This window comes from Fibrobacter sp. (assembly GCA_017503015.1).
GTDB lineage: Bacteria > Fibrobacterota > Fibrobacteria > Fibrobacterales > Fibrobacteraceae > Fibrobacter.
Genome location: JAFVTX010000073.1, coordinates 1 through 26,400, shown reverse-complemented (window position 1 = coordinate 26,400; position 26,400 = coordinate 1). Strand labels below are relative to the sequence as shown.

Below are 26,400 nucleotides of genomic sequence, written 5' to 3'. Positions count from 1 at the left end.
GGGATGTCATGCTGAAGTTATGGTTGCCGGGACAAAGATTAAAGCTTGGAGTCTTGTTTCTTCTGCCATTCGCTGCGGAAGATCCAGGTGAGGCGCACACCCACGAACCAGGTATCGCCGATATTGTCGGTGTCGTAGTCGCCATAGGCGGTATCGATCTTCTTGCCTTCGATTTCAAGTTCGTTGTAACGGACGCAACGGTAACCGCCGTAGGCACCCACAGCGATGGGACCAAATTCCAGACGCAATTCCAGTTCGGAATTGAAGGTAGAGGCAAAAGTGCTGTAGTAACGGTCCCTCATAGAAACAGAGGACTTGTCGTTCGCGTCATAGACTTCAAAATTGGAAGCCAGGTGGAAATTGATGAGGTTGAAACCGAAACCAACGGCAGGAATCAAGTTGATGAAAGTATGTTCGCCAAAGAGCTTCCAGCCGAACATCCAGTCTGCACCGTAGGCAAACCAGCGCACGTCGTAGAGCGGGAACTTCATAGAGGTAGAGCCGTCTTCGGAGGTGGCGCTATAAGAAGAACTGGGGCGTTCCGATGTCTGGGTAGGCATGAAGTTGATGTCGAACCAGGTGAGGAACTGCTTGTACTGGGCACCGATGTTCACATGCATGCCGAAATAGTAGTCATCGAAGGTTTCGTACTTCAGTTCACCGGCATACTTGGTGCTATCGCCCGTCGGGTCCTTGTGGTAACCGTTCAAGAAGGCCGTCTTGTTCACGTACTTCTGGTACTCCGAGAACATGCCGCGGTAGTCGGCGCCGATAGAGATAAATCCACGTATATGGTCCTTTTCGTAAAAACCGGCCTCGGTATCCGCAAGGGCGCCCGTCGCAAAAGTCATGACGCACAGCAAGGCAGGCAAAAGAAAAGAGGTTATTTTTGTCTTCATAAAAGACTCCCAAAAGGAATTTCTAGGTATATAAAATACATTATGTTTGGCCCCTGCGGTCTATAAAAATTCATAAAATGTTAAAAATCAACACTTTACGCACATTTTTCGGGCCGGTCCTGGGGGCGAGGACGGCCCTTTTGGCGGCCACCTTCATGCTCCTGCTAGGCTGCTCCCCAGAAAAAGCCCCCGAAAAAACGGCAGGGAACTGCGCCCCGCTCCCGCCTCTACAATACAGCAAAAACCTCAAAATCGGCAATTCCTGCGGGGAAAAGGTAGCCGAAATCCGCTCCATCGTAGGGAACGACACCCTGGTAAAGCGGTTCGTCTTGATGCCGAAGGGCGGCGACCGCGGCACCCTTCCCAAGGGGCTGGAGGGCGCCACCGTCCTGCAGGTCCCGCTGGCCCGTGCGGTGGCGCTGTCGTCGGCACAGGTGGGCTTCATGGCGCGACTCGGACTAGAGAACGCCATCGTCGCCGTGGGCGAAGGAAAGTACATCGCCGACAGCGCGCTGTACGAACGGGTCCAGAAGGGCGAAGTAGCCGAAGTGGGAAGCGGGCCCACCCTTTCTCTGGAAAAGCTCCTGGCCCTGAAACCCGACCTGGTGATGAACTTCGCTACCGGCGGAGCCTACGACGATTACCAGCGGATAGAGGCCCTGGGGCTCCCGCTGATGCTGACTTCGGAATGGCAAGAGGAACATCCCCTGGCCAAGGCCGAATGGATTAAGTTGTTCGGAATGCTGTTCGGTGTGGACTCCCTCGCCAACGTTGTTTACGAACAAAGTAAAGACGACTACCTTGCTTCCTTCAACAAATCTGGACTAGAGATTGCTTCGCCTTCGGCTCGCAATGACACCCTCTCGTCTCTCGTCTCTCGTCTCTCGTCTAAACAATGTCCTCGCGTGCTTGTAGGCATGAGCTACGGCGGCGTGTGGTATGCTCCAGGCGGACAGAGCTACACCGCCCAGCTGATCCAAGATGCAGGCGGTTGCTACCTGTGGGCAGGCACCGAGGAACGGGAACTCAGGCTTCCGCTGGAGCAGGTCATCGCGTTGGCCGATTCCGCCGACATCTGGATAAACCCCGGCATGTTCAGCACCGCAGAGGAAATCCTTGGGGCGGAGCCGCGCGTCGCCCGCATCAAGGCCTTTAGGGAAAAACGGGTATTCCAGAACGACGGCCGCAAGGGGCCGGGCGGCGGAAACGACTTCTACGAAAGCGCGGTGGCACAGCCCGAAAAGGTGCTGAATGATTTCGTCTGGGCGATAGGAGCCTTTAAGGACGCCGAAAAGGCGGACAGCGTGAAATACGCCGCTCCCGACGGTGCCAAACCCCGCTGGTACAGAAATATTTTTAACTTTAACTCACTATGAAACAGCATACGGGTATTGGCGACTGGATTGCGACGTCCTACGAATCGGGAACGCCGTTCTTGCAGCAGGTCCCCAGGGACTGCGCCGACTTTTTGTTACTGAACGCGCAGATTCGCGAATATGATGCCGGCGAGATTATTATCAACGGCGATTCCGAAGGAATGGCTTTTTGCGTGCTGCAGAGCGGCCGCGCCCAAATTTGTGGACAGATTCTGCCCGACGGCCACTATAGCGTGCTGGCCTACATTGAAAGCGGCGGATGCTTCGGCGAAATGTCCATCATTTGTAACGAGCCCACCAGCAATACGGTGATTGCCGCCGAAGACGGCTGCACCGTGCTGATTATTCCCCGCGACGAGTTCGTGGCGTTCCTGGAAAAGAACCCGAGCATCATGGTGTACCTGTACAAGGTGGTTGCCGGGCGTCTTCGCGCCAAGAACAAGGCCATCGACGAATTCGAGAGGCTTTCCCTGCTGGCTTCGGGAAGGGTGCTGCCCTTTATCGATTTTGCGCAGACCATGGAAAAGAGCCGCATTACAGGAACCGTTATTTTCGAAAGCGGCGAAGGAAAGGGATTTATCGCCTTCCAGGACGGCCGTATCTGCTGCGCCAAGTGCGGCAAACTGGCGGGGCCGGATGCCTTGGAAAAGCTGCTCTCCTGGGGTGACGACACGCTGTTCAAGCTGGATACCCACCTGATGCCGGACACCGTGAACATCAACCAGATGTCCGACACCACGAGCCTCATCCTGGATGCTCTCAGAAATATTGATGAAAAACAAAGTGCCCAGTAAAACGGGCGAACACAGTGCCCGACTCTAGGGCAAAGGAAAAAAGATGAATTACGCAGACGCAGGAGTTTCCCTGGCCAGAGCTGACGAAGCCATGGTCGGTGTGAAGAAATCCGTACGTACTACATTCAACCAAGGCGTTTTGGGCGACGTGGGCAACTTCGGCGGCCTGTTTACGCTGAACCACCTGGGCATGAAGGACCCCGTCCTCGTGAGTTCCGTGGACGGCGTGGGCACCAAGCTCAAGGTCGACATCGAGATGGGCACTCACGAACTGCCGGGTCAGGACATCGTGAACCACTGCTGCGACGATATCCTTGTGCAGGGTGCGCGTCCGCTGTTCTTCTTGGACTATGTGGCTACGGGCCGTCTGGAACCGGGCGTGATGGACAAGCTGGTGGCCGGCATGGCCAAGGCCTGCCGCGAAAACGACCTTGTTTTGATTGGCGGTGAAACTGCAGAAATGCCGGGCTTCTACGGTCCGGGCGACTACGACATCTCCGGTACCATCGTGGGTGTGGTGGAACGTGAAAACATTATCGACGGCAAGAAGATCAAGCCGGGTACCATTATTCTCGGTCTGCCTTCTACCGGATTACATACAAACGGCTATTCCCTGGCCCGCAAGGTGCTGTTCGACGTGGCCGGCTACAAGGTGGACACTCTCGTCGACGGAATGGACAAGACCATCGGCGAAGCTCTCGCCATGCCGCACAGGAGCTACTACCCGAGCCTCATCGACCTTTGCAACAAGAAGATTATCCAGGGCCTCGCCCACATTACCGGTTCGGGCTACCAGGGCAATATTCCCCGTATCCTCCCGGACAACGTGGACGTGATTATCGACCGCACTACTTGGGACCCGCCGATGATTTTCAAACTCATTCAGCAGGCCGGCTCCGTGGAAAAAGACGAGATGTACAATACCTTCAACATGGGTATGGGCATGCTCATCTTCATCGACCCCAAGGACAAGGCCGAAGTTACCGCCCACCTGGAAGCCAAGGGCGAGAAGTGGGTACAGGTCGGCGAAGTGGTGGCCGGCTCCAAGCAGGTGAAGTTCAGGGATTAATGCACTGTTAGTGCAATTAGTAGTTCGGAATTCGGATTTATGATTTCGGAATTAGTTTCTAAATCAATTCCGAAATCTGAATTTTGAATTCTGAATTACAAAAAGGCTCGCACGAAAGTGTGGCCTTTTTTGTGTATTGTGTGTTTTTACTGGCAGGTAAAGCCCTGCAGTTCGAGGCCCGCGCGCATTTCGCCGTAGGTGGACGTGCGCTTCATGTCCATCGCCTTCATAAAACGGCAGTTGTTGTCGATATGGATGCGGAAGCCCGTCATGGTAGGCTCCACCTCGCCCTTCCCGCTGGCCCGCACGTGATCCATCAGCTGCTCGCGCTTGTCGCTCAGTTCGGGCGGAACAAAGACGTCCGTCACAATATCCACATTCTCAATTTCGTAGTCGCCGAACACGAACGAAATGGTCACCAGGTTCTTGAGTCCGTTGAACTGCCCCGGAGTTTTGCACACCATGTTGCGTTTCGCGTTCTTGACCTTCTTCTGCTTGGCAGCGGGCTTCTTGGAAGGCGTGTACTGCAGAGCAGAGAGCAGTTCCTCTTCCTTGACAGCGCCCACCAGCTGGTTTATAATCTTGCCGTCGCGCACCATGAAGAACGTCGGGAACGCTCGAATCGGGAGCGTAGCCTTAATCTTGTCGATGCCCGGTTCGTCGATACCCACCGTCGCAATCTTGATGTCGGGATAGTTCTTCGCGATGCCAATGAGCGTCGGGATCATGATGAGGCACGGCGGGCAGCTCGTAGAAGTGATATCCAGAATGACCGGCTTCTTGGAATGCAGAACCTCACTCTCGAAGTTAGCGTCGTTCACCTTGACAATCTTGATGTCTTCGGCCGGGGCCGCCTTTGGGGCCGCGTTTGCGCGGGTCGCACCGCCTGCCACAAGGAGCAGGGCGCAAAGCAAAAAAGCGAAATGTCTTTTCATGATGTTACCTTCTACACCGAAAAGATACAACTTTTTGCATCGGGCGGCTGTTATAGGATTTTCTGATAACCGATTTTGCCAGGAGAAATACGTTTCTGAACTTTTGTAGCCTTTATTGTAGCCCTATTGTAAACCTCTTCATTTTAGTACATTCTTTCACCAAGAAGAAAGTCTCTGTTCAAGTTCCTCGATGGTAGGCATTGTTCCCTCTACTTTTTCGGGGTAGAACTTCTCCAGTTCGTATTCAGATATACTGATAGGTTGCGTACTGGATTCCAGAGCGTACTGTGCCTGCACCTTGTCCTTTTCCTTGCAAATCAGCAGACCGATTGTCGGGTTGTCACGCCCTTCCTTTTTAAGGATATGGTTGCATGCCACCATGTAGCCGCCCAACTGCCCGATATCGGCAAACTCGAACCGCCCGATTTTCACCTCGACAACGACATAACAGGAAAGGTTCAGGTTGTAGAAAAGCAAGTCCATAAACCTTTCTCTTTCGCCGACCATGATGCCATATTCCCTGCCGACATACGCAAAGCCCGTGCCCAGTTCTACCAAAAAACGGGTAATATTGTTCAGCAGGCCATCTTTCAACAATTTCTCGTTATAGCGGCCCGAAATACCCGTAAACGCGAAATTGTAAGGATCCTTTGTCAGTTCCTGAGCCAGGTCGCTTGTCGCTGCAGGGAGAGTCCTCTCGAAATTCGTCAACGCCTTTCCCTGGCGCTCGTAAAGGTCGGTAGAGAGCGCATTCAAGAGCGTAGAGCGGCTCCAGCCATTTTCTACCGTCTGGCGAGCAAAAAACAGGGCCTTTTGTGGATAATTTTGAAATCGATCGATTAAAAAACGGTGATGTCCCCATGGAATAGAAAAGAAGTCATGAGCAATTTGCTCCACAACTTGTGGAGTAATTGGAAAATCCTCCTTTTGTTCCCCGATCTTGGGAGCATTTTCCAAATAGGGGCGATACATAAGATAAAAGTTCTTCATGAAGCCGCAGCCCCATTTGCTTTCGGCCTGCTTGGTTACAATATCGCGTCCCAATTCCCAGTAGTAGCGCAACATTTCGCTATTTACCTTTACCGCCGCCTTAATTTGGCTCTTGCGGTAACAGGTAGAGAGTTCCTTTACCCAGCGGGTGTAATCCTTGTCCAAGATATTGATGGACTTCTTTGCCATTTTGCCTCCATTTGACCGCTTTGGCGGCCGGTTGATGTTAGAGGCGTCCCCTTTATTCCGAAAATCCGAAATAAAAAAAGACGCATTTTCCCATTAGACGGAAAAACACGTCGGGCATTAATGTACCTATTATCCCCAAATTTGGCAAGAGAGGCAAGAAAATTTTACAAAGGGAACTATTCCTAACGCAAAAAGTGTATATTAGAATCTAGCTGTCAAGGAGACATGCAATGACTCAAAAACTCTGGAACAAATGCAAAAAGTGCGGCTGCGACAAGCCCGAAGACACCGAGAAGCTTTGTGAGCAGTGCAAGGCAAAGCGGCGGCAATTCTGGAGCGACCTCAAGAAAGTCGGTGGCATAGCCGCAGGCGCGTTGCTGGTGGTTATCGCTGGCGGGATGAGGAAGAAATAAAAGGCCATTTTGCCGGCGTTGGCAAAATGGTTCTTAATGATAGCGATAACTAGTTCAATAAAACACGTTAAAAGTTATCAAATTGAAACCGGGCCATGCCTTACTTTAGGAAATTGGAGTTCTATTACGTTCTCTGCATAGGGTTTATTGTCAAATTTAAACTTTTCATTTCCAGGAATAAAACGTATTGAGCCCTTATTCAGCTCCATTAATTTTTTTACATAAAACATACCAATTCCATCGCCATTTAAACCATATTCCTTTGACCACTTTCCCGAATATTTTTCAATATATAATTTTTCAATTTCATCTTTTTCAACTAACAAACTTGTCATTGATATCACCACAAGTACATCCGTTTCATTTTCTTTAAAAACAATGCTAAATGGATCTCTTGGATAGCAATACTTTACAGCATTATCCCATATATGAGAAAGGACGACGGACACAGTAGGAAAGTCAATATGAACAAAACTTGCAGCCTTTCCGATATCAGGACGAATTCTTTTTTCCAAAAAATCAAGAAAAAAAGGCTGTATTGATAAATCAACAACTTTTCGAATATTATGATTTAAAAAATTCAATTCGGTGTTTTCCGAATTAACAACATCATAAACATCAAGTTCCGCATTCAACATTTTCACATACTTCAAAACTCTTAATAATGTTCTTGCAGAGGCTTCATTGTTAGAGGCTATTGTTTCACGAATTTTTTTTACAGACTCTATCCAATTGTCCTTTTTTTCTGTGAAATCCGATGGAATTATTTCCTCAAGTTCGTCTTGCATTTTTGCGCAATGATTCGCAATATTATGCTTTAATCGTCGTACTTTCGCTTCAATATTTTTTTGTAGTTGATTTCGATTCTCAAACATCTCCTTAGAAAACGCTTCAACAAATAACATATGTCTTGAAAACAATTTTTTTGTTACAGTCGAGTCATCTATTTCTAAGTAAACAAAACCGCCATTGCATTTCTTTTTCTCTTTTAGCCATCGTTTACGTCCCATCGAAGATGATTCATATTTACATTCCATTCTTTTCACATCATCAGTTTTTTCTATGGTCATATTCGTGAAAATAACTTCACTCGTTTCTGTCAAAAAACAATACGATATATTCATTTTGGCATTCCTAGAGTATAGAATAACTGAATTATTTGTGCTACCGCAGCAGCGTTCTGAAGATTAAACACAGAAGCAATTGAGCGTTCATCCAAATGCTCTGCATCCACCTTCATCAATTTTTCTTCTATTTGCTTATCGGTCAGTTTTAGAGAATACTCATTATATAACGTTTGTTTTAACCTTGCAATACAATTTTCTAGACTGAACGCTTCATTAGCCAATGTTTCTATTGCAACATTAAACTCATATTGAGTTGAATTCTTCCTTAATCGATAATCCACCACATTACTTGCTTTGTGGAACGAATCAATCTGTCCTTGGTTCTCCGCGCTATACATAATAACCTTCTTTAACGGATAATTTTCTTTTATAGCCACAATCAGCCCAAGCCCCTCATCCTCAAATTTCATTTTTTTCCCAACCCCTTGTACATCAACAAGTACAATATGAGCATCCAATAGCTCTGTTTGCGAAATACTATCCAAATCTTTAATCCAAGTAGTATTTTTCCACCCCTCCTGCGTTTTCAATCGATCAACAAGACCAAATTTATGATCATCAATAAATAAAATTCTGCAAGCATTCTTGATATCGTGAAGGCTCCTATGGGGAAGAGGGCGTTTCTTTTTAAAAAATCCAATTATTTTTGATAAACACATTTTATTACTCCTTTTTGGGGTATTTTTTTTTGAATATAACATATTTTTTCTAACAATCAAATAGTTTATATACATTTTTTTCATCAACATTCCTTTTTAATAAGAAAGCCAGCCTCTAGAGGGGCTGGCTTTCTCATAAAATTAGCATATTAAGTTAGAGTCACCCCTTCTCCACCTTCTCTATCTTCCAATTTAAGCCAAGGTGTTCAAAATACTTCTTCAACGCCTTAATTTTGTCATTTGTATTATTACATGTATTAACATAATATCCATTGCCAATAGGTTTCGAAGACTGAGGAAATGGGCCTTTTTTGGTAAGCGAAGGGACGCTAGGATTTTTGCAAACCTTATCCAATCCATAAATTCCAATAAGTGCTTTCATAGTTTCCACAAGAACTTCAGCTGCGGTTTCACCTACAATTATCGTGTCATCATCTTTAACAACTCGTATGCCCGAAGACATTTTCTTCGGTACTGCACGTTTAAACGGGTCTTTCGGAGTATTCGGAGCAACATTTATAGAATCTGGAATAGTGATATCATTGTTACCAATGCTCCACATATCAAGAATTTCTTTCGTCAAGTGAACTTGGCGTTCATAAATTCGTCTTTCGTTCCAATCAATACCCTTCTCGTAGATATTCTGAATAATATCCTCTTTAGTGATGTTTAGCGAAGCGAAATTTTTTACTCCCTTACGCTTTGGAGTACCCTCCATTTTCACTTTGAATTCATTATTGCGAATAGCGGCATTCAATTTTCCATTCAGCAAGGTCATATTTCCCAAGGAATACACCATAAAGTAACGTTTCCGCTTACCTTCATCAGCATTCGCAATTAAGGAACCATTAATATTTACATAGGGCAAATTGCTCCAATGCTCTTCCCATTTTTGAGGCATAATATGTTCAAGAGTGTATTCGTATAACAATTCTTTCACATCATACATAGGAGATTGACTACGGCGATTCAATTCCACCCAGAAAAGCAACAAAGTCGCTTCTCTGTTATTGATTTTAGAAAGTCCTTCTAGAATCTCGTCATTCGTAATCAATGCTGCCATTTCGCCGGCTTTTTCTTCATTTTTTATGAAGTCCAGGCAATTCTTATTATATCCTTGAGTACTTTCGTGATGAATCATTCGGCGAATAACAAAATTTTCAAGGTCTTTTAACCTAGCCAGCAATGTATCCTGATCTTTTTCATACTTTTTCAACAAGAACAATATATACGGAGTGAATGTTGTCAAGCCAAGTACATCAAGTATATGGAAAAGCCGCTTTACATCCTCATTGTAGGAATAATGAGTTGTCTTACTCATTTCAGGAACATGGTTTCGATAAATCTTGGCATAGTCAATAATTTTATTGATAAAACCTTTAACTTCGACTTCATTCCTCGTGCTAATATACTTCTTATATAAATCCGGAATATCTGTTAAAGTATGCTCGCTAGGGTCAAATATTTCTTCTATAATAGCAACGGCCTGGAGTAACATTTCACTGTTATCACGTTGAATACGGCCGACCGTTTTTTTCTTACTCCAATAGGATTGAGCATCATCATCTACACTAAAGACCTTATCCCAGGTGTTCGTATAAAACTCATAAACGCTTTCTTCGTCCTTGTCGTATTCCATTAATTTTTGGAACAATGCATTTTTAACAATGTCTGTCGATGTTAAACGAACTCCAGCACTATTGATTGTATCAAATATCTGCTGTTCGTGATCATCATCATCTAATGCGATAACGACAATCATCTTGTTTTCTTCATCCAGCAATCCATTGAAAATGTCACTCAAAGTATTTTGAGAACAGTCTTTAAGTTCATCATAAAAAAACTTATAACAGCACAGAATCCTGTGATTAGAATTATCATCTGCGACATCCAAGTTTTTCACTTCAGAATAATCAATAGAGGAAATGCCTGTTGCAGATACAGACCCGATAACTTTCTCAAAATCGGGGCGATCAATTTTTGAATGTTTAACTTTTATATGATAAGCGGATTCTGTCTTTTTCTTTTTATAGAAAAGGGTACTTTTCATTGCATCCAATGTATTTGCTTTTGTAGCCTCATCGAAGCAATCAAAAATAGCCTTAATCAAAATGCTTAGTGTTGTCAGGCGTTGTTGGCCATCAATGACACTTACACGCGTTGTCGCTCCAAAAACACTAGCGCTTGGGTCGTTAATTTTTTTGAGAATTATCGAACCCAGAAAGTGCCTGCGATTCACATTCTTTAAATCTTCTAGGAGTTCAGCCCAGTTATCCTTTTTCCAAACATAAGCACGCTGAAAAAAAGGAATTTCAAATGTTTGAATTTCGCCCAAAAAAGAGAAAGATTTAGATTCTGCTTTCATAGGTACTCCTTTATTTCTTACCCCAATTTCCCTTTCAGTTCCTGGAAGCTCTGCAATGCGCTTTGGAGGTTTTCGATGATGTCGTCAGCAAGTTCGTCGGGAGAAGGGAGGTTATCGAGGTCGGCAAGGGACTTATCCTTGATCCAGAAGATGTCGAGGCTTGTCTTGTCGCGCTTCAGGATTTCTTCGACTTTGAACTTGCGGAAGCGTCCTTCGGGATTTTTCTTTTCGTTGTAGGTTTCCTTGCGTTCAAAGCGGTTTTCAGGATTGTAACACTTGATAAAGTCCTGCAAATCCTTGTCAGCAAGCGGGTTCTGCTTTAGCGTGAAATGAATATTGGTGCGGAAATCGTAAATCCAGATTTCCTTGGTCTGCATTTCTTTGCTGGCGGGTTTCTTGTCGAAGAAAAGCACGTTCGCCTTGACACCCGGCTTGTAGAAGATGCCCGTGGGCAAGCGAAGAATCGTATGCAGGTCTGTTGTCCAGAGCAATTTTTGGCGGATGGTTTCGCCGACGCCGCCTTCAAAGAGAACGTTGTCGGGCAGCACGACGGCGGCCTTGCCCGTTGCATTCAGAATGGTATTGATGTGCTGAATGAAATTCAACTGTTTGTTGGAACTTGTCGCCCAGAAATCTTCGCGGTTATAGACCAAATCTTCGTCTTCGTTTTCGCCTTCTTCGTTGGTGAACGTGATGGAAGACTTCTTTCCAAAGGGCGGGTTAGTGAGCACATAATCGACGCGGATTCCAGGGTCGGTGAGCAAGGCGTCGCCCTGGGTTACAGGCAGTTCACCGTAGATGTCGCCGATGTTGTGCAGATACAGGTTCATCAGGCAAAGTTTGAAAGTGTTCGTCACCAGTTCGTTGCCGTGGAAAGTCTTGTTCTTGAGGAATTCCTTCTGCTTGCGGTCAAGCGTGTAATTATTCGGGTCGGCGATGAATTCCTGTGCAGCAAGGAAGAATCCGCCGGAACCGCAACAGGGGTCGGCAATGGTTTTCATGGGTTCGGGGCGCAGGCACTTGACCATGGCTCGAATCAACGGACGTGGCGTGAAATACTGGCCCGCACCGCTCTTGACGTCTTCTGCGTTTTTCTGGAGCAGGCCTTCATAAATTTCGCCCTTCACATCCGAAGACATCGAAACCCATTTTTCGCTATCGATCATGGACACAACACGGGCAAGAATTGCAGCCTTGCTAATTTTGTTCGTAGCACCCTTGAAAATCTTGCCCAGAATACCGCCCTGTTCGCCCAACTTTTCGAGCGTGAGTTTATACTGGTTTTCGAGTTCGGAGCCTTTCAGCAAGACCATATCGGACCAGCCGTAGCCCTTGGGAATACCCGTATCGCGCTTGTAAGGCGGCTTGGAATATTCATCTGACATTTTCAGGAAAATCAAATACGTGAGTTGTTCCAGATAGTCGCCATACGAAACACCGTCATCACGCAACGGGCCACACAAACTCCAGACTTTGGAAACGATAGAAGAAGACTGTTCGGACATACAATATTACGCCTCTATAACCATGTAGAAATTTTCCCAGAAGCTATGTTAATAATAAACGCTATAATAACGCCCCAAAAAATCATTTCATTCAAATGCTGACGGCGCGAAAAGTGCTTCTCTTCTTCTCCCCATGAAAAAATACATCCTAAAAAAAGACGCTTAAAAAGGTATGCTATCAACCAATTGAATAGAAATAACAATATTAATATAAGAGAAAAAACACCATCTTTTTTTTCTACATCACTAAAATAGGACATTGTAAATATGCATATAAAATACGAACATATTAAGTGTATTAACGGCTGAACTACGGCTCTTTTTTTACTAATAACTCGTTTGTCCAAAAAACGTTTAATAGATGCTTCTAATATTAAATTATCTTGTTCCGAGGAATACGTATTCTCACACTCTATAGATTCGTCCCAATAACCCTTTTTTCTAAAAAATTTAATTTTGCAATTAGGAACAGACGAATATACATACTCGCCTTTAGCAGCTCGGATTTCGATTTCAATAATTAAATTATTCTTGAAATTATCACACTCAATCAATTCATTTACCGAGTCAAATGTCACCGTAGATTTATCAATAAGTTTTGCTTCATAAGTAAATTTATTGAATGTTTCACTCAATAGTGAGTCTAATTCAATAAAATCAGAGGATTTGAATAAATAAGAATTTTTAAGCAAAATTTTTTTTGTTTTTTTCATTAAAGACCTCCTTCAAAGGCTTTTTTGAGAACGCTTTGACGCATTGCATCGGCTTGGATTAAAGCTTCGTTTACAGTTTTTTCAATACTATCACATTTTGATAGCCTAATCTCAATTTCATCAACAATTTTATCTTGTTCCTCCCGCGTGCACAAAGGGAATGGATAGGACAATAATTTTTTTCCATTTATATTAGATTGATTAACGCCATCAGTCTTAACTTTGTTAGAATATTTCTTTGCCGTATGACTATTCATGTAATAAGTCAGATATTGAGCATTTATTTCTGGCAACTGATTTATTCTAATAATATAACCTGCAAAAATTGCTTCTTGCTCGCCCTTAAATATAGATGTTTTGCCAACATGTTCAGGGCTGTTAGTTCTATTAAACAAGACATCTTGATCATGAAGACAATACTTCTTGTTGTCCTCTTTATCATTGGAATAAACCAAATCACCCCAATCAATAGATCCGTTTTTCATATTTCCCATTCTAAGAACGGGAACTTTACCATTTTTCAGCGATTTTTTTGATGTCCCATATTCTGGAGATGTTACAATATCGCCAACGAATACCCAATCCCATCCTTTTGGAATTAAAGGTAGAGTTATTTCTTCCATAAGTTGATATTCAGAGGTGTTTCCTGCATCACATCTTTTTTTATGCAACTCTTTTTTGAATTCACTGACTGAATATTTATTTTGTTTTCTCCAGTCAATTGTGTACTTCCCTTCAAATGCACTTTCTAAAACAGATTGGCGATAGACGGCGAGTTGTTCTTTGGTCTTTTTAAGGATTTCAACGGCACTGTCCAATTCAGAAAATAGTTCTTCAATCTTATCTACAATTCGTTTTTGTTCCGACAAAGAAGGAACTGCAACCTTTATTTTAGAGTATTGCTGAATCCAATACCGCTTATGTGTGCTATGTTCAAACTTTATCGTTTGCATGCGATAATAGATAAATTTCGGCAAAACCAATTCTTTATTGGCTGTCAAAATTTTCATCGCAGAAGATTTTACCTTGAATGGGAAATTGACATATTTTGAAGCTGTGGTAAAATCATCAAAAATGATTACAGGGATTTGATCATAAATTCCTTCCGCTTCATCTGTATACCCAAGAATAAAGGATGCGCCAGCAGTTAAAACTGGCGTTTCAAACGCATCACTATACTCCGTAGATTCAACTATATACGGAGTTGGCTGCTCATAGGACAGCAAATCTTCTAAGCAATATTCTTTCCAACCATTATTCATAAAACAAAAGCCTATTCAACAGTTATTCTTTTCGCCGAACCTGGACCATCAAATTCTATTCCCCAACCGCTCTGCCACCGTTCGTATTCTTGGCTAAATAAACCATCTCCTTTTTTCACGCATCTAGACAAAGAATTTATTTCTATTGGCTCTAATTCTAATTTTCGCTCTTTAGTTGATAATTTAGATTGAAAATATGCAAAATTGAAGAATCGCTTATTGTAAGAGCCAAAATCCAACCGAAGGGCTATTTTTTCGTCAATAATTTCTTTGATTCTTTTCTTATCGTTCTTTTGCAATTTTGATCCAAATATAACTCCCACTAATTGAGATGAATCGTAATGAAATAAGCGCTGATGTTTTGTATATTCATACTGACATCCCGTAAGCCAAGAACACGAATTTGGAGAAGGGAGAAGTAAGCGGCTTTCTTGTTCGTATTCCCAGCACGCCCCTTTTTCCAAATGATGTCTTTCCAATTTATTGAAAAAATCTATTCGTTCCTCATCATTCTCTATGCAGCATTTATTTACATATTCAGGAAAATAGCAAAATGGGTCAATGGAGGAAGTACTTTCTCCATAAATAATATCACGAAATTTAAATTTTGGTCCAATGTTTTCTGTTATATGGACTTTATTACTATTAGCATCCTTTATTTCAATTGATGTTCTCATCCCGTCCTTTGCCTGATACAAACTATCATCTATTGATTTGAATATTAGGCAAAAACCATTATGCTTATTTGCATAATGCGACCACATTAAATAACTGTCAGGAGCCTTTGAAAAAGAAACAAAATATCTTTTTCCTCCTAAATATATATTTAGGAAATCAACCAAACCAATCAAAAGTCTATAACTAAATGGTCTTTTAAAGTTATCCCTTTCCAACAAAGGAAGAAAAAAATCCCCTGATAAAATTTCGCATACAGTAATAGGCGATTTTTCAACTAAATAACTGCATACAACATCATAAAGAGGCGCTTTTACCTTTTCATCAACATTTTTCCACGCCAATTCCAATAAACGACGCCATTTATCATAATCAGCAGGAAACGCTAAAAAATCCCAACATTCGTGAGGATCGTTGCACTCTTCTGCTGAGGCAAAGAACAACTCATCGTACATTAATTCTTTTAGGGATAATTCGCTAAAAGGTCTGTATCTGTAATAAAGCACCCTATCCCCTAAGCCACCAATTCAATGCTCATTTGGTGCAATACGGTTTCGTAATCGTCGCCGAACAGTTCAAAGAATCTGCCCAAGCCACCCATTCCGTCAAACGGGCTATAATCCAAATCGCGGGGCTCAACGTTCAACGACGTTTTGATGTGTTCCTTGATTAAACGAAGCCATTTCATTTGCTCTTCGGTAAAATGGACATCGCCGGCGTTACATTTCAGAGTCCATTGCATAAAGTTATAATCTACGCGGTCTGCAAACGGCGACAAGTTTTCGGAGTAACCCAGTTCATAGCGGATAATGGAAATCAAATCCACAATTTTCGCCTTTACGCCTTTCTTCACCTTTTCAGGATTCTTGATGGCGTAGCAGTTCCACAGGCGCACTGCAGTCACATGCTTTGCTGTAAGCTTGTCATAGAGCATGTTGAGTTTTTCAATGACCATCGGGCGATCAGCATAAGCGTGGTCATAAATGATTCGCAGGGCGATGATTTCGTCCTTATTCTCGTTGATAAACTCGCGGAAATTCGCAATCACCATATCGGCGGCTTTTTCCTGGTCCGTATCAAAGCCTGCAAATTCCACACTATCGAGATTCACATTGTCAATGACCTGCTCGTGAACACGACGGATATTTTCGATATATTGGCGGACATTGGGGTCGTAGAATGGTTTCACCGCCTCGCGGACGACTTCTTGCTGGTCTTTCCCTTGCAGGTAATCTTCGTCAAACGCATTCAAGAGATTTTCGGCAAGACTCCCTGCCGATTTTAAAACATACTTCTTGAATCCAGTCCGTTCATCTTCGGTCATTTGGGAGTTCAAACGCACGAGCCTGTTTGCAAGGGATGTCAAGGTATCGGCATCCTTCGCGCCCATCGCCACATTCATCATCAGTTCTTTCAGGCTTACGGTCGGCTTTCTTTCTAGCGGACGAGTATCCGTCTTCTTGGATTTTGTCACGCCCACTGCATCTACAATCACGAAATGGTCCTTGTTCTCCGTAGCAGACGGAGTCACCTTCTGCAAGTCGCCCTTGCTCAAAGTTCGCGTCCCGCGGCCCTTCATCTGCTCAAAGTAATTTCGACTACGGACATCGCGCATAAAGATGAGGCATTCAATGGGCTTGACATCCGTTCCCGTCGCAATCATATCCACCGTCACGGCAATTCTTGGATAGTAACTGTTGCGGAAAGATGACAGTATGGATTCCGCCTTGTCAGCCTGGCAAGTGATTTTCTGGCAGAACTCATTGCCTTCGCCAAACTCTTCACGGACAATCTGGACAATATCATCGGCATGACTGTCGGTCTTTGCAAAAATCAAGGTTTTGGGGACTTCCTTGCGGCACGGGAATAAAACCGTCGAGAGACTTTCCTTGAACGCCTTGATTACCGTCCGAATTTGACTGAAGTTGACAATATCCCTATCCAATTGGGACGGCTGATAATCCACCTCTTCGTCGAGCTGTTTCCACCGCTTTTCGCGAGACATCCTGTCACGGCATTCCACCTGTTGTTTCAGGATATGTCCGCCGTTCTTGCCGACCTTGGTTTCAATCACGAAGACATCTTCGCCCACATTGACGTTGTCGATAATCGCCTGTTCGCGAGTATATTCGCTCACGATGTTTTCATCAAAGAATGCAAACGTCCTTTTGTCGGGCGTCGCCGTCAAGCCGATAATGAACGAATCAAAGTATTCGAGCACCTGTTTCCAGACATTGTAAATGGAGCGGTGACATTCATCAACGATGATGCAATCGAAAAATTCCGGCGGATATTCCTTGTTGTAAACGACTTCCTTCGGGGGATTTTTGTCCGCAGCCGCAAATTCGTCAAAATGAACTTCTTCGGCAGATTCATCAAGTTCTTCACCTTTCAAAATGGAGAACATACGCTGAATCGTGCAAATGCAAATTTGCGCACTCTTTGGTATAGAGGATTTCTTTAGGCGACGGACTTCGTACAACTCGGAGAAAGACCTGTTGTCATCTGACGGACGGTACGCCAAAAATTCGCGTTCCGCCTGCTCGCCAAGACCTTTCGTATCAACCAGGAACAAGATGCGCTTCATCTTGCCGAATTTCAAAAGCCGATACGACGCCGTAATCGCAGTGAACGTCTTACCCGCACCCGTCGCCATTTGCACGAGAGCCTTGGGCCTATTCTCGGCAAAGGACTTGTCCAAATTGTTGATTGCCGTTACCTGACATTTTCTGAAACCTTCCGTATTCAAGGCAGGCAATTTCTTTAAGTTGTTGCGAATCGTGTCGGGCTGCTTCAACAACAGTTGCAGAGTCTCGGGGCGATGGAAACTGTAAACGCGACGGGAGCGATATTTTTCATCGCAATAATCGGTAAAGCGGGTCAACTTGTTCGTCGCTTCGTATGCAAAACGAATCTTGTATTCGTTCTTGATCCACTTAAAAGTGCTGTTGGCGTAGCGTGCAGATTGCGATTCCACAGAAGTCAAAATTTCGCCCGCTTCTTCGCGCTTGGCCTCTACGACACCAACGGGAATCCCATCTACAAACAGGGCGTAATCCACAGGCCCGGAATCGGTCGGGAACTCACGCACGGCAACGCCAAGAGATGCCATGAGGTTAACCTCCTTGACATCTTGAATAACCCAGCCCGACTGGACTAGTTTCTTGTCGATTTCTTCGCGTGCCTTCGCTTCTGGCGTCATATTTGGAAATATAAGTTAATTCCGCACGTAAAAACTCAACCAATCCCAAGGTTTTCTCCCCAATGCTAAGGTTTTGCCCGCCAATCCCAAGATTTTTGAGGCAAATCCCGTTTTTTTGCGAAGCATTTCCCGTTTTTTTTGCAGTCGGGGCGTTGCGGGGTGTCCCCCCGCTAGAAGGGGTAGCGTATGCCACAGGGAGATCCCCGCCTGCGCGGGGATGACATGGGGCAGAAGCGAGGGGAAGGCTTTCCCCTTAAAAAAAACTCGCGGGTCTATTGACAAACTAGATTTTTGAATCTATATTTAGTGCACAAGTGTATAGTCTTTGGCGTTTTTTTTCCGCTTGTATGCCAGAGGAGTTGATGATGAAGAAAGATGTTGCGGCCAGTGCGGCCGGGGCCGTCGCGCCGAAAAAGCCCGAATTTTCCCTGATAGACGAGGATTTGCTCAAGTCGCGAATATATACCATCCGCGGGGTAAAGGTCATGCTCGATGCCGATTTGGCGGAGATTTACGGGTATAGCACCGGAGCCTTTAATCAGCAGGTGAAAAACAACATTGAAAAATTTGACGATGATTTCCGGTTTCAGATAACACAAACGGAATTTTCCGGTTTGATATCAAAATTTTTGATATCAAACCGAGGCGGAACAAGAAAAATGCCCTATGCCTTTACCGAGCAAGGCATCTACATGCTCATGACGGTTCTTAAGGGCGAGCAGGCGACCGCACAGAGCAAGGCCCTTATCCGTCTTTTCAAGCAGATGAAGGACTACATTGCAGCGGAAAACAAGCAATTGCTAGGAAATGACGGAATTGCTCAAATCGCATTGCAGACTGCACAAAATACGAGGGATATCGCGATACATTCTGCCGGTATTAGGGAACTTTCTGGTGAAGTCCATGATATGCGTGAAAACCTCGGAAAGGTGAACCTGGACCTGCAAAAAGTCATGGCAAATTTCATCGACCCGAGCACCTTCAAGCATTTTTTGATTCTGAACGGGCAGCGGCTGGAGGCCGATGTCGCCTACACACAGATTTACGGCATGGCGAAGAGGTCGGTGCTGATTGTAGATGACTACCTGGATGTAAAGACCCTCGATTTGCTGCGGTGCGTGGAGAAGAATGTTTCTGTCAAGATTTTCAGCGAACAGCACGGGCGTACCCGCCTGACCGAGAGCATGCTGGCGGACTTCAGGGCCGCCCGCCCGGATGTGGAACTTGGCGATGTACGCACCACGGGGAACCTGTTCCACGACAGGTACATCTATCTGGATTTCGGGACCGACAGCGAGAAACTTTTCCACTGCGGGGCGTCCTCAAAAGATGCGGGCAACAAGATCACGACCATCATGCAGCTGGAAGATATCGCGGGGTATCGTGCACTGTTCGAGAGGCTACTGCGAGAGGAGGGGATAGGGGACATCCCTAGCTGAAAATTACCTGCCAACTTTCTTCACGAACTCGCGGCAGGTGGCCTCGGGGTCGGCGGTGCCGAAGATGGCGCTCCCTACCACGAAAACGTTGGCGCCCGCTTCCTTGCAGGCGAGAATGTTGTCCAGCTTTACGCCGCCATCAATCTGGATATCCAGTTCCGGCTTCAGCTGGCGCAGTTCGCGGATCTTGTCCAGGCAATAGGGAATCAGGCTCTGGCCGCCAAAGCCGGGGTTCACCGACATGATGAGTACCATGTCCACGATGTCCAGCACCCACTTGATGCTTTCCAGGGGAGTTGCCGGGTTGATGGCCACGGAGGGCTTTACGCCAAGTTCCTTTATCTGGTGCAGCAAGCGGTCTAGGTGGTTGGTGGTCTCGGCGTGCACGCTGATGACGCTTGCACCCGCCTTCGCAAATTCGCCCACGTACTTTTCGGGATTCTCGATCATCAGGTGGCAATCCAGCGGGAGCTTGGTACCCTTGCCCACGCAGGCCGAAATGCCCGGACCAAAGCTGATGTTGGGCACAAAGTGTCCGTCCATGATGTCCAGGTGCACAAGGCCCGCGCCGCCGTTCTTGATGGCGTTCAGGCCCTTGCCAAGTTCCAAAAAGTTCGCGTTCAACACGCTGGGAGCGATAATTTGCTTTAGACTCATGCCCAAAATATAGGAAAGTTCGCGAAAAAACCAGCGCATTCGCTCCCAAAAAGAAAACCCCGGACCTGATTTCTCAAGTCCGGGGCTTTCAGCGGGAAGGGCGAGATTCGAACTCGCGATAGGATTAAGTCCTATACGTCCTTAGCAGGGACGCGCCTTCGGCCAGCTCGGCCACCTTCCCATCTTGGGGACTCCAATTTTACATAAAAATCCGCAGTTTTTCAAGGGTGAATGCCCAAAATTGCCCAAAAAAGCCCGCCAAAAAAGCTAAATTGCGGCTATAATGGTGCGGCTTCTAATAAAATTACTCAAGATTATGGCGGCATTTGCCCTGGTGGGCCTCATCTGCTGCATCCCCCTCTACATTGTCGTTTTCAAAATTCTGCCCGAAAAGGACCCCGACAACCAGTTCAACCGCAAAACTATCCTGCAGGTGCTCTCCGGCGAGACCCGCGTGTTCTACCGCGACGGTGACAATCTTCTGGGCGCATTTTTCGATGCCAATCACCGCGTGTATGTGCCCTACGGCGACATTCCTGTGAACATCGTGAACGCCCTGGTGGCCGCCGAAGACGCGGGCTACTGGAACCACGACGGGTTCAGCCTGTACGGCTTTACCCGCGCCATGGTCTCGAACCTGAAAAGCGGGCACATGCGGCAGGGCGGTTCCACCCTCACCCAGCAGGCGGTCAAGAACATCTTTGGCCGCGAGGAACGTTCTGTCAAGGAAAAGGGCAAGGAGCTGATTAACGCGCTCCGTATGGAAAAGCATTTTTCCAAGGAAGAAATCTTGGAGTTCTACCTGAACCAGTTCCACGTTTCGGGCACGGGCAAGGGTGTGGCCATTGCGGCCCAGTATTTCTTCAACAAGGAACTGAAGGACCTGACCCTGGCCGAATGCGCCTTTATCGCTGGTTCCGTGAAGGGCCCCTTCAACTACGACCCCTTTATCCAGCGCAACAAGGAACGCCGTGACCGGGCTATCGCCCGGGGTGCAGAACGCCTGCAATACGTGCTTTCTCGCATGGTAGAAGAAGGCTACATCGAGCAAGAGGACATGGACAAGGCCCTCGCAAACCCGCTGGAATTCAACCACGGGAATTTCCGCTTCAGCATGAGCACCACGCTGGAGCGGCTGGAAGAACGCCTGGACAGCGAATATTTCAAGGAACTCTTCGAGGGCGAAGGAATCGACGACTGGCGCAAGGCCCAGCTGGAAATCGTGACCACGCTGGATGCTCGGAGTCAGGACGCGGCGAAGCGCGCCCTGCAGAACAATATCAGCAACCTCCAGATGCAGTTGGGCGGGTTCGTGCTCCCCAAGGCCCAGTTTGCAAACCGTGCCCAGAGTGCCCGCAAGGGCGATTACCTTTACGGTGCCGTAGATAGTGTTTTCTACGACGACAAGGGCAAGCTGAAATCCTTGAAGCTGGACTTTGGCCAGCTGAAGGGTGTCGTCACGGAGGCCGCGGTCAAGGAATTTGCAGCCCAGGTGGGTGGCGACGTGAACAAGATTCTCGCCTCCCAGCTGAAACCGGGAGCAATCCTTCTGGTGAGCGTGCTGGACGAAAACAAGATCGAGGGCTACGCCCCCTGCAAGATCGAAACAGAACCCGTGCTGCAGGGCGGTCTCGTGGCCATCCAGAACGGCATGGTGCTTGCAAGCCAGGGCGGTTTCCACAACACGGGTTATGACCGTAGCTTCAAGGCGGTGCGTCAGTTGGGCTCCAGCTGGAAACCCCTGCTCTATGCGCTGGCCCTGCAACACCACTGGAACTACATGGACGAGCTGGAAAACGAGTTCAACGTGTTCCAGTACGTGAACCAGTTCTATTTCCCCCGGCCCGACCACAAGAACAAGGGTGACGTGGTGACCATCGCCTGGGCTACCACCCGTTCCGAAAACATCGCCAGCATTTGGCTGTTGGAACACTTGTTAGACAAGCTGGACAGTAACGAGTTTGCCGAGGTGGCGGCCCAGAACGGCTTTGCCCAAGATGCCGACGAAGAACGCAAGGAATATTTTGAGCGGCTTCGTGACAAGTTCGGCCTCACCCTGAAAGAAGAATCCAAGCGGGAAATCGAGTTTACCCGCGCCCGCGACGCCCTTGCAGAACGCTACAGACTCGAGGGAAAGTCCGCCCGCGCCCGTGCGGTGCTGAACTTGCGCTACGGCACCTTTACGGATGTAGGCGTCAAGCAGGCCAAGAAAGACGAAACCCTCATCAAGTACCTGAACCACAACTACAAGAACTACGCCGAAATTTTGCGTGCCCGCGAAGCCAAGAGCCTGGACCCCGATGTAGAGGCCACTCTCCCGCCCATGGATTCGGTGGAACTGTTCCCCAATTTCAGCCTGGCCGATTTCAAGCGGCTCACCACCATGATGGAGCCTGTCGATTCCGAAAAGGATTACTTGGAATTGAGCCAGCTCCGCTACTGGCCCGATTTCCGCAGGGCGCTTTCCATGGCGGAATACGCCCGCTTTGCAAACGAAATCGGCATTCATCAGAAACTGCAAAAAGTATTCAGCATGCCCCTGGGCGTAAACGAGATTACCCTTGGCGAAATCACCACGGCCTACCAGACCTTGCTCACCGGGAAGGTTTACAAGTGCCTGGATGCCGACTGGGCCGACCCATGCTTTATCAAGGAAATCAAGAATCGTGACGGTCGCGTGATTTTCAGGAACGAGGTAGAAACCAAGCAGGTACTTTCCGATACGGTCACGTCCCAGATGGCGGTGATGCTTCGCTCCGTGTTCACCAACGGTACGGCCAGGAGCCAGGTGGCAAACCTTTCCGTTTCAAGCGAAGACCGCTCCACCACGCTTCGTTTCCCGGTGATGGGCAAGACGGGTACCACCAACGATTACCGCAACGTGGCCTTCATGGGAGCGCTTCCCACTTACGTGTCAGAACAGAACGGCATCGCGCTGGATTCCGTAGTGGCTATCGGAAGCTACGTGGGCTTCGACGATAACAAACCCCTAAAATCGGGCCGCACCCGCATCGCAGGTGCATCAGGCGGCCTGCCCCAGTGGGCGGCCTTCGCCAAAGAAGAAATCGACATCCAGGGCATTCCCGAACACATCGACTTCTTCGACATTTCCATGCTGGCCACGGGCGAGGTCCCGCTGGTGCTGCCTAACGAGCGGGGCGAGCTGAAGGTGGACCCCATGACGGGCTTTGTCCTTCCGGAATCCGAAGCTTCTGCAGGCCGCTCCCTGCCGTGGCTGGAGGTTCCGGGCTTTACAGCCGTAGCCCCCGTTACTGCAGAGGCCGAAGCGGGTGTTGTTGCAGATAGTGCTGTGACAGCTGTTCCTGCCGCTGTTACGGAGGGTGCAGACTCCGCCCAGATTTCCATTGTGCCTGTGGAAGAGAATGCTGCTGCACCCGCCGCGGAAACTGCAACTGTCCCTGCGACGGAATCTGCGACGCCTGCCCCAGAAACAAAGACCGCGACCCCCATGCCCAAGGACGACGACTGGGACTTGCCTGCCGACCTGGACGGAAACAACGCCTTCGTCCCGCTGGAAGCGGGGGAGTAGTTTATGAATAGGCTTATTCCGCTTTTTGCAATCTTCTTTTTGTTGTCCGCCTGTGCGGGCACGGCACCCGCTCCCGCTGCGGTAGATTCCGGGGATGCCACGAAACCCGCAGCAGAACCTGCCACTGAACCTGCGGTCAATTCCACTACAAGTTCCGCAATGAGTTCCGCACCCGCTACAACATCTTCGCAGCAAGGGCAGCAGTCCGCCGTCATGTTCAACTCCCAGCAGCTGGACAATTATCGTCTCTCCACGCCCGAGAACATCCCCGGGGTAGAAACATCGTCGGCCCAGTTCGGCGCAGATCAAACCGGCGTTTCGAGCATGTCCCAACCATCTGTGTCTCAGCCCATCGACCCATACATGGCGTTCCCTGCCCTGGTCGATGAGGTCTTCGCCTTCGCCGACTCCTTGTACCGTGCAGGCTACACCGATTCCGCTACCGCCTACCTGGAGCGTTTCCGCGTCATCAAGCCCCTCTGGCTCCAGTGGGAGCGTCGCGCCGATTCCCTGCTCAACGAGTTCGGCAAGACCCGCGCCGAAAAGTCCAAGCAGTTCGACCCCATGGTCCTTAAAATCCAGAACATGAACCGGGCCCAGTCCGCCTACAGCCTCGTGGCCGAAACTGCCGACAGCCTCATAGCCTTAAGCCCCGGCGATTCCCTTGTAGCCTGGGCTGGCGAACAGAAAAAGCAGGCCTACGCCAATACCTTGCAAAAGGCCCGCCGCGAACTTTCCGAAATCAGGGTTCTTGCCGAAGGCCATGCCGAATTCAATGCGGCCCAGGCAAAGCTGAAAGAGTTCCAGTTGCGCTACCGGGACTTCGAAGATTCCCTGCAGACCGCCGCCCTCGCCGCAAGAATCGCAGAACTTGCCGCCGTCGCCGATTCCGTGGCCAAGGATTACTGGGCAAAGCACGACCCCGCCCAGGCCCTCGCCCAGGCCGACACCCTGACCCGTCAAGAAAAATTCCCCCAGGCCAAGGAGCTTTTGAACAAGTTAATGTTCAGCAACTTGCGTCAGCAGGCCCTCGAAAAATACAACGCCCTAGCCGACGCTTACTGCAACAAGCAGCGCAAGGTGACAAGCCAGCTGTTCACCAAGTCCCAAAAGCAAAAAGATGAACAGAACAAAAAGTCCCTGCTCAAGGATGCCATCGATTCCCTGGACAACTGCCTGGTGGAATATCCCGACTATAGCCAAAAGCAGAAGGTTCTCGACAACATGGAATTTCTGAAAAAGGAACTTGCCAAATGATGGACTCCACCTGGTGGGAATACGGCCAGTATCCCGCTTTTTTCGTGCTGGGCGCAATCGTTAGCCTCATCAACAGCATCGCAGGCGGCGGAAGCACCCTGAGTCTCCCCATCATGATATTTCTCGGCATGCCCGCCACGGTGGCAAACGGCACCAACCGCATCGGTCTCATCATCGGAAACATCAGTTCTGTGGCAAACCTCGCCCGTCACGGCTACCTCAACAAGAAAATTTTCTTCCAGTTGTTGATTCCCACCATCGTCGGGGCCTGCGTCGGCATCCTCTTCCTGGTCCGCATCGGCGACAAGGCTTTCCAGGCCATCCTCGCTGCCGTTATCTGCCTCGTGGTGGTCATGAGCCGCCTCCGCAAAGACATCTTCGGCAAGCCCCCCGCAACCCCTCCCGAAAAACTCACCTGGAAAGGGGCCCTGGGTTTTTGCTGTGTGGCTATCTACGGCTGCATCGTCCAGGTGGGAGTTGGCTTTGTCCAGATTTTCAGCCTCACGCGATACACCGGCCTCGACCCTATCCACGTGAACGCCCTCAAGAACGCCCTCACCACCGTGTTCCTCTGCATGAGCACCATCGCTCTCGGACTCGCGGGCAAGATCGACTGGCCCATCGCCATCATCATGGCGGTAGGAGCCTGGTTCGGCGGTTATTGCGGCAGTTTTTTGCAGCGCAAAAAAGGCAACAAGTTCATCGAGAACTTCATCAGCGTCTGTAGCATCGCTCTTGCGATCTACCTAGTCGTAGATTTAATTGTCTAATTCTTGATTAGGACAAATTTGTCTATAATACAAAGGGGGAAGCCTCCCCCTCGCTTCACAGACCGCTCGGCTCAATCTCGTAGCTGAATCTACGACATCGCCTCGCTTTCGCCAACACGACTCGTTAAGACGAGTCGCTTTTGGCTCACTGGTTACGTCTCGTCATCCCCGCCCTATTTCTCGTCATCCTCGCCCATTCGACAGGCTCAGGGCAGGCTCCGGCGAGGATCCACTATCATCTTGGCGGGGATTTCCTCGCCGCTTCCGCTACCCCCTCTGCGGGCCTCAATCGCCGGCCCGCAACGCCCGCTCCCCCTGTCACCCCGCGCCCACCCTTGTCCTCCTCGCAACCTTCCTTGTCATCCCCGCGCAGGCGGGGATCGCCCTGCTTTTTGTTGACAACCTGTTGACAGTCTTGGGCTTATGCGGTTCACGACCCGTTTCCAGGGGCCCCGGGCGAAAAAAAGCTAAAAAACAGAAAAAATTTTCGCAAAACCCCTTGCCGGGGTCAAAAAATTGTTCTATAATTGGCCTCACCCTCGGAAAGGGGGTTG

The 26,400-nt window shown here is 47.9% G+C and carries 20 protein-coding genes and 1 tRNA gene; 8 read left to right on the top strand and 13 right to left on the bottom strand.

The window, feature by feature from the left end; translation table 11 throughout:
- Positions 1–38 precede the first annotated feature (38 nt).
- Complete coding sequence (locus IKB43_12590) at positions 39–899, bottom strand: hypothetical protein (GenBank protein ID MBR2470959.1); 861 nt, start codon at positions 897–899, stop codon at positions 39–41.
- A gap of 77 nt (positions 900–976) precedes the next feature.
- Between IKB43_12590 and IKB43_12585 the strand changes: the two genes are divergently transcribed.
- From IKB43_12585 to IKB43_12575, 3 genes are read left to right on the top strand one after another with little or no spacing between them, the layout of a single operon-like run.
- Positions 977–2,275: an ABC transporter substrate-binding protein gene (locus IKB43_12585; protein MBR2470958.1), complete on the top strand. Its 1,299-nt coding sequence runs from the start codon at positions 977–979 to the stop codon at positions 2,273–2,275.
- On the top strand, positions 2,272–3,069 hold the full coding sequence (locus IKB43_12580; GenBank protein ID MBR2470957.1) for a cyclic nucleotide-binding domain-containing protein: 798 nt from the start codon (positions 2,272–2,274) through the stop codon (positions 3,067–3,069). The genes IKB43_12585 and IKB43_12580 overlap by 4 nt, the downstream gene beginning before the upstream one ends.
- 43 nt (positions 3,070–3,112) lie before the next feature.
- On the top strand, positions 3,113–4,138 hold the full coding sequence (locus tag IKB43_12575) for a phosphoribosylformylglycinamidine cyclo-ligase (protein MBR2470956.1): 1,026 nt from the start codon (positions 3,113–3,115) through the stop codon (positions 4,136–4,138).
- A gap of 146 nt (positions 4,139–4,284) precedes the next feature.
- Here the strand turns inward: IKB43_12575 and IKB43_12570 are convergent, their stop codons facing one another.
- Positions 4,285–5,073 carry a thioredoxin family protein gene (locus IKB43_12570; protein ID MBR2470955.1) on the bottom strand — a complete coding sequence of 263 codons (789 nt, stop codon included), beginning with the start codon at positions 5,071–5,073 and terminating at the stop codon, positions 4,285–4,287.
- Between the two features lie 156 nt (positions 5,074–5,229).
- A complete protein-coding gene (locus tag IKB43_12565) occupies positions 5,230–6,252 on the bottom strand; it encodes a DUF1016 family protein (GenBank protein MBR2470954.1) in 1,023 nt (340 codons plus the stop codon).
- A 230-nt stretch (positions 6,253–6,482) separates the two neighbouring features.
- Between IKB43_12565 and IKB43_12560 the strand changes: the two genes are divergently transcribed.
- The gene (locus IKB43_12560) at positions 6,483–6,665 is read left to right on the top strand and encodes a hypothetical protein (protein ID MBR2470953.1); all 183 of its coding nucleotides are present in this window, start codon (positions 6,483–6,485) and stop codon (positions 6,663–6,665) included.
- A gap of 77 nt (positions 6,666–6,742) precedes the next feature.
- Here IKB43_12560 and IKB43_12555 read toward each other — a convergent pair whose 3' ends face one another.
- The 8 genes from IKB43_12555 to IKB43_12520 all read right to left on the bottom strand — a co-directional run bounded on the left by IKB43_12555 (position 6,743) and on the right by IKB43_12520 (position 18,173).
- Positions 6,743–7,735: a sensor histidine kinase gene (locus IKB43_12555; GenBank protein ID MBR2470952.1), complete on the bottom strand. Its 993-nt coding sequence runs from the start codon at positions 7,733–7,735 to the stop codon at positions 6,743–6,745.
- A gap of 50 nt (positions 7,736–7,785) precedes the next feature.
- Positions 7,786–8,535, bottom strand: a complete 750-nt coding sequence (locus IKB43_12550) for a response regulator transcription factor (protein ID MBR2470951.1) — start codon at positions 8,533–8,535, stop codon at positions 7,786–7,788.
- Positions 8,536–8,611: 76 nt separating this feature from the next.
- Complete coding sequence (locus IKB43_12545) at positions 8,612–10,816, bottom strand: DUF262 domain-containing protein (GenBank protein ID MBR2470950.1); 2,205 nt, start codon at positions 10,814–10,816, stop codon at positions 8,612–8,614.
- Positions 10,817–10,833: 17 nt separating this feature from the next.
- Positions 10,834–12,321: an SAM-dependent DNA methyltransferase gene (locus tag IKB43_12540; GenBank protein ID MBR2470949.1), complete on the bottom strand. Its 1,488-nt coding sequence runs from the start codon at positions 12,319–12,321 to the stop codon at positions 10,834–10,836.
- 14 nt (positions 12,322–12,335) lie between these two features.
- Complete coding sequence (locus IKB43_12535) at positions 12,336–13,034, bottom strand: hypothetical protein (GenBank protein MBR2470948.1); 699 nt, start codon at positions 13,032–13,034, stop codon at positions 12,336–12,338.
- Positions 13,034–14,296, bottom strand: coding sequence for a restriction endonuclease subunit S (locus IKB43_12530; GenBank protein MBR2470947.1), 1,263 nt, complete (start codon positions 14,294–14,296; stop codon positions 13,034–13,036). The genes IKB43_12535 and IKB43_12530 overlap by 1 nt, the downstream gene beginning before the upstream one ends.
- Before the next feature lie 11 nt (positions 14,297–14,307).
- Positions 14,308–15,477, bottom strand: a complete 1,170-nt coding sequence (locus tag IKB43_12525; protein ID MBR2470946.1) for a DUF2971 domain-containing protein — start codon at positions 15,475–15,477, stop codon at positions 14,308–14,310.
- Positions 15,478–15,485: 8 nt separating this feature from the next.
- Positions 15,486–18,173: a DEAD/DEAH box helicase family protein gene (locus IKB43_12520; protein ID MBR2470945.1), complete on the bottom strand. Its 2,688-nt coding sequence runs from the start codon at positions 18,171–18,173 to the stop codon at positions 15,486–15,488.
- A 362-nt stretch (positions 18,174–18,535) separates the two neighbouring features.
- Here IKB43_12520 and IKB43_12515 point away from each other — a divergent pair, with 362 nt between their 5' ends.
- Positions 18,536–19,612: an ORF6N domain-containing protein gene (locus IKB43_12515; GenBank protein MBR2470944.1), complete on the top strand. Its 1,077-nt coding sequence runs from the start codon at positions 18,536–18,538 to the stop codon at positions 19,610–19,612.
- Between the two features lie 3 nt (positions 19,613–19,615).
- Here IKB43_12515 and rpe read toward each other — a convergent pair whose 3' ends face one another.
- Positions 19,616–20,269 (bottom strand): ribulose-phosphate 3-epimerase, encoded by a 654-nt coding sequence (rpe, locus tag IKB43_12510; GenBank protein ID MBR2470943.1) that lies wholly within the window; start codon positions 20,267–20,269, stop codon positions 19,616–19,618.
- A gap of 92 nt (positions 20,270–20,361) precedes the next feature.
- Positions 20,362–20,450 (bottom strand) — tRNA-Ser (locus IKB43_12505).
- Between the two features lie 102 nt (positions 20,451–20,552).
- Between IKB43_12505 and IKB43_12500 the strand changes: the two genes are divergently transcribed.
- Genes IKB43_12500 through IKB43_12490 form a run of 3 tightly spaced genes read left to right on the top strand, consistent with a single transcriptional unit; the run spans position 20,553 to position 25,846 of the window.
- Complete coding sequence (locus IKB43_12500) at positions 20,553–23,819, top strand: transglycosylase domain-containing protein (GenBank protein ID MBR2470942.1); 3,267 nt, start codon at positions 20,553–20,555, stop codon at positions 23,817–23,819.
- Between the two features lie 3 nt (positions 23,820–23,822).
- Complete coding sequence (locus IKB43_12495; GenBank protein ID MBR2470941.1) at positions 23,823–25,076, top strand: hypothetical protein; 1,254 nt, start codon at positions 23,823–23,825, stop codon at positions 25,074–25,076.
- A complete protein-coding gene (locus IKB43_12490; protein MBR2470940.1) occupies positions 25,073–25,846 on the top strand; it encodes a sulfite exporter TauE/SafE family protein in 774 nt (257 codons plus the stop codon). The genes IKB43_12495 and IKB43_12490 overlap by 4 nt, the downstream gene beginning before the upstream one ends.
- The last annotated feature ends 554 nt before the right edge of the window (positions 25,847–26,400 follow it).

Bases quoted from the DNA above. Each gene is read 5' to 3' on its own strand.
- IKB43_12590 (MBR2470959.1), bottom strand. From the start codon at position 899: ATGAAGACAAAAATAACCTCTTTTCTTTTGCCTGCCTTGCTGTGCGTC.
- IKB43_12585 (MBR2470958.1), top strand. From the start codon at position 977: ATGTTAAAAATCAACACTTTACGCACATTTTTCGGGCCGGTCCTGGGG.
- IKB43_12580 (MBR2470957.1), top strand. From the start codon at position 2,272: ATGAAACAGCATACGGGTATTGGCGACTGGATTGCGACGTCCTACGAA.
- IKB43_12575 (MBR2470956.1), top strand. From the start codon at position 3,113: ATGAATTACGCAGACGCAGGAGTTTCCCTGGCCAGAGCTGACGAAGCC.
- IKB43_12570 (MBR2470955.1), bottom strand. From the start codon at position 5,073: ATGAAAAGACATTTCGCTTTTTTGCTTTGCGCCCTGCTCCTTGTGGCA.
- IKB43_12565 (MBR2470954.1), bottom strand. From the start codon at position 6,252: ATGGCAAAGAAGTCCATCAATATCTTGGACAAGGATTACACCCGCTGG.
- IKB43_12560 (MBR2470953.1), top strand. From the start codon at position 6,483: ATGACTCAAAAACTCTGGAACAAATGCAAAAAGTGCGGCTGCGACAAG.
- IKB43_12555 (MBR2470952.1), bottom strand. From the start codon at position 7,735: ATGACCATAGAAAAAACTGATGATGTGAAAAGAATGGAATGTAAATAT.
- IKB43_12550 (MBR2470951.1), bottom strand. From the start codon at position 8,535: ATGAAAAAAATGTATATAAACTATTTGATTGTTAGAAAAAATATGTTA.
- IKB43_12545 (MBR2470950.1), bottom strand. From the start codon at position 10,816: ATGAAAGCAGAATCTAAATCTTTCTCTTTTTTGGGCGAAATTCAAACA.
- IKB43_12540 (MBR2470949.1), bottom strand. From the start codon at position 12,321: ATGTCCGAACAGTCTTCTTCTATCGTTTCCAAAGTCTGGAGTTTGTGT.
- IKB43_12535 (MBR2470948.1), bottom strand. From the start codon at position 13,034: ATGAAAAAAACAAAAAAAATTTTGCTTAAAAATTCTTATTTATTCAAA.
- IKB43_12530 (MBR2470947.1), bottom strand. From the start codon at position 14,296: ATGAATAATGGTTGGAAAGAATATTGCTTAGAAGATTTGCTGTCCTAT.
- IKB43_12520 (MBR2470945.1), bottom strand. From the start codon at position 18,173: ATGACGCCAGAAGCGAAGGCACGCGAAGAAATCGACAAGAAACTAGTC.
- IKB43_12515 (MBR2470944.1), top strand. From the start codon at position 18,536: ATGATGAAGAAAGATGTTGCGGCCAGTGCGGCCGGGGCCGTCGCGCCG.
- rpe (MBR2470943.1), bottom strand. From the start codon at position 20,269: ATGAGTCTAAAGCAAATTATCGCTCCCAGCGTGTTGAACGCGAACTTT.
- IKB43_12500 (MBR2470942.1), top strand. From the start codon at position 20,553: ATGGTGCGGCTTCTAATAAAATTACTCAAGATTATGGCGGCATTTGCC.
- IKB43_12495 (MBR2470941.1), top strand. From the start codon at position 23,823: ATGAATAGGCTTATTCCGCTTTTTGCAATCTTCTTTTTGTTGTCCGCC.
- IKB43_12490 (MBR2470940.1), top strand. From the start codon at position 25,073: ATGATGGACTCCACCTGGTGGGAATACGGCCAGTATCCCGCTTTTTTC.